At 44.2% G+C, this 4656-nt stretch carries 5 protein-coding genes; 3 read left to right on the forward strand and 2 right to left on the reverse strand.

Features of this window, described 5'->3' with window-relative positions; all coding sequences use genetic code 11:
- Positions 1-515 (reverse strand): carboxypeptidase-like regulatory domain-containing protein (locus tag IH879_20015; protein ID MCH7677214.1); only part of this gene is annotated, 515 nt, incomplete at its 3' end.
- A gap of 396 nt (positions 516-911) precedes the next feature.
- Between IH879_20015 and IH879_20020 the strand changes: the two genes are divergently transcribed.
- The 3 genes from IH879_20020 (at position 912) to IH879_20030 (ending at position 3873) form a co-directional block, all read left to right on the forward strand.
- Positions 912-1370, forward strand: a complete 459-nt coding sequence (locus IH879_20020; GenBank protein ID MCH7677215.1) for an NfeD family protein — start codon at positions 912-914, stop codon at positions 1368-1370.
- Between the two features lie 12 nt (positions 1371-1382).
- Complete coding sequence (locus IH879_20025; GenBank protein ID MCH7677216.1) at positions 1383-2312, forward strand: paraslipin; 930 nt, start codon at positions 1383-1385, stop codon at positions 2310-2312.
- Positions 2313-3003: 691 nt separating this feature from the next.
- Positions 3004-3873, forward strand: a complete 870-nt coding sequence (locus IH879_20030) for a hypothetical protein (GenBank protein MCH7677217.1) — start codon at positions 3004-3006, stop codon at positions 3871-3873.
- A 154-nt stretch (positions 3874-4027) separates the two neighbouring features.
- On the opposite strand, the gene IH879_20035 is transcribed toward IH879_20030, so the two are convergent.
- A partial coding sequence (locus tag IH879_20035) for a DUF819 family protein (protein ID MCH7677218.1) occupies positions 4028-4656 on the reverse strand: 629 nt, incomplete at its 5' end.

A 4656-nucleotide genomic window follows, 5' to 3' on the forward strand; every position in this document is an offset into this window, starting at 1 on the left:
AGCGCGGATGAAAAATCCGAGATGGGCAAAATTCCGGGAAGCGTTTGCAGCGACCGCAGTAAGTCGGCTTCCGCCACTTGCGGCATTTGCTTGATTTGTCGAGGCGTCAGTTCAATTTTAGAAATCGGCTTCCGGAAAAGCCTTTCACTCGTGGTTAAGGCCTCGCCGGTTACCACCACTTTTTCCATTTGGATGTTACCGACTTCAAGACTTACAGTTACCACTTTCATGTCGCCCGGCGTTAAAATTAATTTTCGTTTAAACTGTTTGTAACCGATGTAATCCACAATCAGTATGCTCTCCCCCGCCGGAATTTTCGGGATGACGTAGTAACCGTTGAGATTTGTACTGCTGCCAAGGAGAGTGTTCTCGAGAAACACGTTGGCTCCGATAAGAGCTTCACCGTTCGAAGCGTCATAAATAAATCCGCTAACGCTAGCAGTTCGATTGGTTTGCGCAATAGCCATACTCGTTACAAAAGCGGCTAAAAATACGATTGATAATGTCCTGGACAATTTACCCTCCATGAATTGGTGAAATATTCCAACGATCTAACGACCAACTGTAACTAAAGTTTACAAATTTGTTGTTCCTTTCCGTTCTTTCATAATACACTTATGAACATGAATTACCCTGAAAGCAAAATTAGGGCCAATTTAAAAAATGAGTGTTAATGCGTTCTTACAGCTTGGAACAATGTGGATTTTTAAATTGCTACCTTCGCTGTAGATGTGAAGAAACGACGACAGGTGTAGCTTTTTTGCCACAAAGTAAAAAGACTGCGTGCAAGATATTCTCAAAAAAACTCCTGAAGAATAAAACTCAATTTCATGTTTTATATTGACACTGTTTGTTATCCTCTTAAATTGTTTCAAGATTTAGCACTGCCAATAAAATGAGGTTCATCAAAAATGGATACTTTAAATGAGTGGTTAAAACCGCCGGTCGTTTGGTTTGCAGTAGGAGTTCTTCTTTTACTTCTGGAATTTGCGAGTCCGGGGGTGATTATGTTATTTTTTGGAATCGGCGCCTGGCTGGTCGCGGTTCTATGCCTGTTTATTGATCTCTCTATCAATATGCAGCTTTCCATATTCATCCTTTCTTCTTTGTTACTGCTAATTTCTCTAAGAAAATGGTTCAAGAGTTTGCTTCAAGGCCGCTTCGAATCCAACGAGGCAGGTGAAGAAGTCTTGAGCGAATTTGTCGGCAAGAAAGCCGTTGTTACCCGGGAAATAACAGCAACCGGCGGGAAGGTTGAATTTCAAGGCAGCCACTGGGGTGCTGAAGCAGGTACGGTTATCCCGCAGGGAGCGGCCGTTGAGATAGTTGGCCGAAATAATATTACACTGATTGTTAAACCATTAACGTAAGGGAGGTTCATCATGGAAGCAGGTACGGTTTTTTTAATTGGACTTATCATTGTTGTATTGGTTGCATTCTTTAAAACAATTCGAATTGTCCCGCAAAGATCGGCTTTTATTGTGGAGCGGCTTGGTAAATACCGGACAACTTTAGGAGCAGGATTTCATATTCTTATCCCTTTTTTAGATCAAGTCTCTTACAAACATACCCTTAAAGAACAGGCGATCGATGTTCCGCCGCAAACTTGTATCACTCGAGACAATATTTCAGTTGAAGTGGACGGTATTCTTTATTTGCAGGTAACCGACCCCAAAAATGCTTCTTACGGCATCAACGATTATCAGTTTGCTTCGATGCAACTGGCACAAACTACCATGAGAAGTGTAGTTGGTAAACTTGAACTGGACAGGACGTTTGAGGAAAGGGAGACAATTAATTTAGCAGTTGTCGGTGCGGTCGATAAAGCTTCAGACCCATGGGGTGTAAAGGTGACCCGCTACGAGATTAAAAATATTGTTCCGCCGCAAAGCATCAAAGACGCGATGGAAAAACAGATGCGTGCCGAGCGTGAGAAACGCGCCATGATCGCTGAATCGGAAGGAGAGAAACAAGCCAAAATAAACGTGGCGGAAGGTGACAAGCAAGAGTTGATTGCCCGTTCGGAAGGTGAAAAGCAAAAAAGAATCAATGAAGCCGAGGGCAGCGCTGCCGAGATTGAAAAAGTTGCGGAAGCCACAGCGAAAGGGATTCGGGAAATTGCTTCGGCCATCAATGAAAAAGGCGGTATGGATGCAGTAAATCTTCGCGTCGCCGAGCAATATATCGGTGAGTTTGGCAAACTGGCCAAGACCAATAATTCTTTGATCATTCCTTCCAACCTTGCCGACATGTCCGGCATGATTGCGTCGGCAATGACGGTCATTAAGAATCAAACAAACGATAAGAAGTAATTGCAACTCAAATTTTCCTACCTCTTGGGATAGCCCGGCGGCCTGCGCCGCTGGGCATATTTAATACTCTCACCATATTTTAATTGCACTCCAACCTGACAATTTTTATATTAACCTGCATTATTCATGAACCTGCGTTTTAGGTACAAAACAACAATAGCAACCTGTCAAAAGTAGAGATGACATAGTTTGTAGTTCACGCTTTAGCGTGCTCATTGGGGGGCTGTCCAAAAGGACCGTGTACCTGTCATTTCGAGCGAAGCGAGAAATCTGTTAGGGCAGAGGAATACGGTTTAAGCAATTGTTTTCTTGAAACTTAATAATAGAGTTTTGACAGATTCCTCCCTTCGGTCGGAATGACATTTTTGGGCTTTTGACAACCTCTTCCCCTTACCACCTAACAAAGTTCCGCCTTCAAACAAACCAGTGTCACACCCTCCCAAGTAGGGCATTTTAAAAGAAAGGGACTCAAAGTAGCACCATAAAGAACAACAATGTCCCGTTAAGTACACATTTAAATGAAATAAAGAAGACGAATAATAATTGTAAGTGATGGTTTAACAATTATCTATATTGGTTTTCATAAATTTGGTATACATATTGTATTGAGTGCAGGCATTAAGCGAGGTAGAATTTGCGCAAATGACTATCTTTAATATTTTGAGTTTAATCAACAAAATGGGAGACCAAAATGAAAACACGATTTGTAAAACTCGCAAGTTTGTTGTTGCTGATGTTCAGTTTTTCAGTTTCATCAGCGCAGCAAGACGTTACAATTGTGGCGCCAACTTCCGAAGTCGCTGACGGTTTAGACTTAAAGGCAGTGAGCGTCCTGTTTCAGGATTCAGAAAATCTTGAATCCTTTGAGAGAGCTCTCAATGATTCTGAAACCGGCATCAACAATCTCGACTTGAATGAAGATAATGAAGCCGACTTTATCCGCGTTGTTGAGCAAGCAGATGGCGACGCACGTCTTATCATCCTGCAAGTGCCGCTTGCTGAAAATGAATTTCAGGATGTAGCGACTATCGAAGTTGAAAAAACGGCGGACGACGAATATAATATGCAGCTCCATGGCAATCACATCATTTATGGTTACGATTATTATGTTGCCCCGGCGCATGTTCATATTCACACCTGGCCGATTATCAGCTGGATGTATGGACCGGTCTACCGTCCGTACCGCTCTGTTTTCCGGATTGGATTTTATCCACGCTGGTACCGGCCGTACCGTCCGGTTAGTTTGAATGTTTACCGTACCCGGACGGTCAGGTTTACCAGCCGGACGACGTTTGCGGTTAGAAACACCAGCCGGGTCAGGAGTGTCACTAGGATAAATTATAAGCCGCGCTTCTCGACTTTGGTTAAGAAGAAAACAAAGGTCACGGTGATCGCGAAACGGAACGGTAGAACCACGACCGTTACAAAGCGCGTTAAGAAAACCAGGAATACAAAAACCGGTAAGACGACGGTAAAAAAAGGAACTAAGAAAACCACCAGGACAAAAGGTGGGAAAAAGACAACGGTTAAAAAAGCAAAAGTGACGAAAAAGAGAAGATAAGCAGAATAGGGTTCTTGTGGTTTTCGTAGGGGTTCAAAATCTTGAACCCCTACGATATATAATTATCCTACTCCTCCCGCTCCACATCCATCAGCCAGATTACAAGAATCGAAATAATTTCTTTGCCAGACGTTCAACTTTCCCTTGCCGCGAGTTATTGCAACCAAAAGCCAATCGCCACGCCAATAAATGTCGCAACCGCATAGCCCAATGTCCCACACAGGATCGCCGGAATGACCAGGGGCTGCCACTTTCTGGCCACCGCCATCGCGGCTGCGGTAGTAGGTCCGCCCATGTTAGCATTTGAGGCAATCACGATCTCGGCCAGGTCGAGCTTAAAAATTTTGCCAGCGGTCAGAAGGAAAGCCAAATGAACCGCAAGGATGATCGCTGCAAAGACGAACAAAATGGGACCGACCTTGATAACTATCATGACATTTGCACTCGCGCCAATGACAGCGAAAAAAATCTGCATTAGAAAAGTGCCGATTTGATCCGCTCCATGGATACTGCCCATCACTTTCGGAAACAGGGTCGCCAGCCCAACAATGATCGCAGTGACAAACAAAATACCGCTGCCCCTGATCCCCGTTAGATCTGACAGCGCAAAGCCAACGGCACAGACCACGGTCGCAATAGCCAAACCTCTGGCCATATCCAATAAGTCGGGTCGCTCGCCGGCTGGCTTCGCATCGTCGGAGTCATCGGCAAATTTGTGCGCTTGGTCATCGTATTTAGTGCGAAACAGCTTTTTCATCAGCGCCATCGATGGTAGGGAAAATA

Source organism: candidate division KSB1 bacterium (genome assembly GCA_022562085.1).
In the GTDB taxonomy this organism is placed as follows: domain Bacteria; phylum Zhuqueibacterota; class Zhuqueibacteria; order Oceanimicrobiales; family Oceanimicrobiaceae; genus Oceanimicrobium.

Bases quoted from the DNA above. Each gene is read 5' to 3' on its own strand.
- IH879_20020 (MCH7677215.1), top strand. From the start codon at position 912: ATGGATACTTTAAATGAGTGGTTAAAACCGCCGGTCGTTTGGTTTGCA.
- IH879_20025 (MCH7677216.1), top strand. From the start codon at position 1,383: ATGGAAGCAGGTACGGTTTTTTTAATTGGACTTATCATTGTTGTATTG.
- IH879_20030 (MCH7677217.1), top strand. From the start codon at position 3,004: ATGAAAACACGATTTGTAAAACTCGCAAGTTTGTTGTTGCTGATGTTC.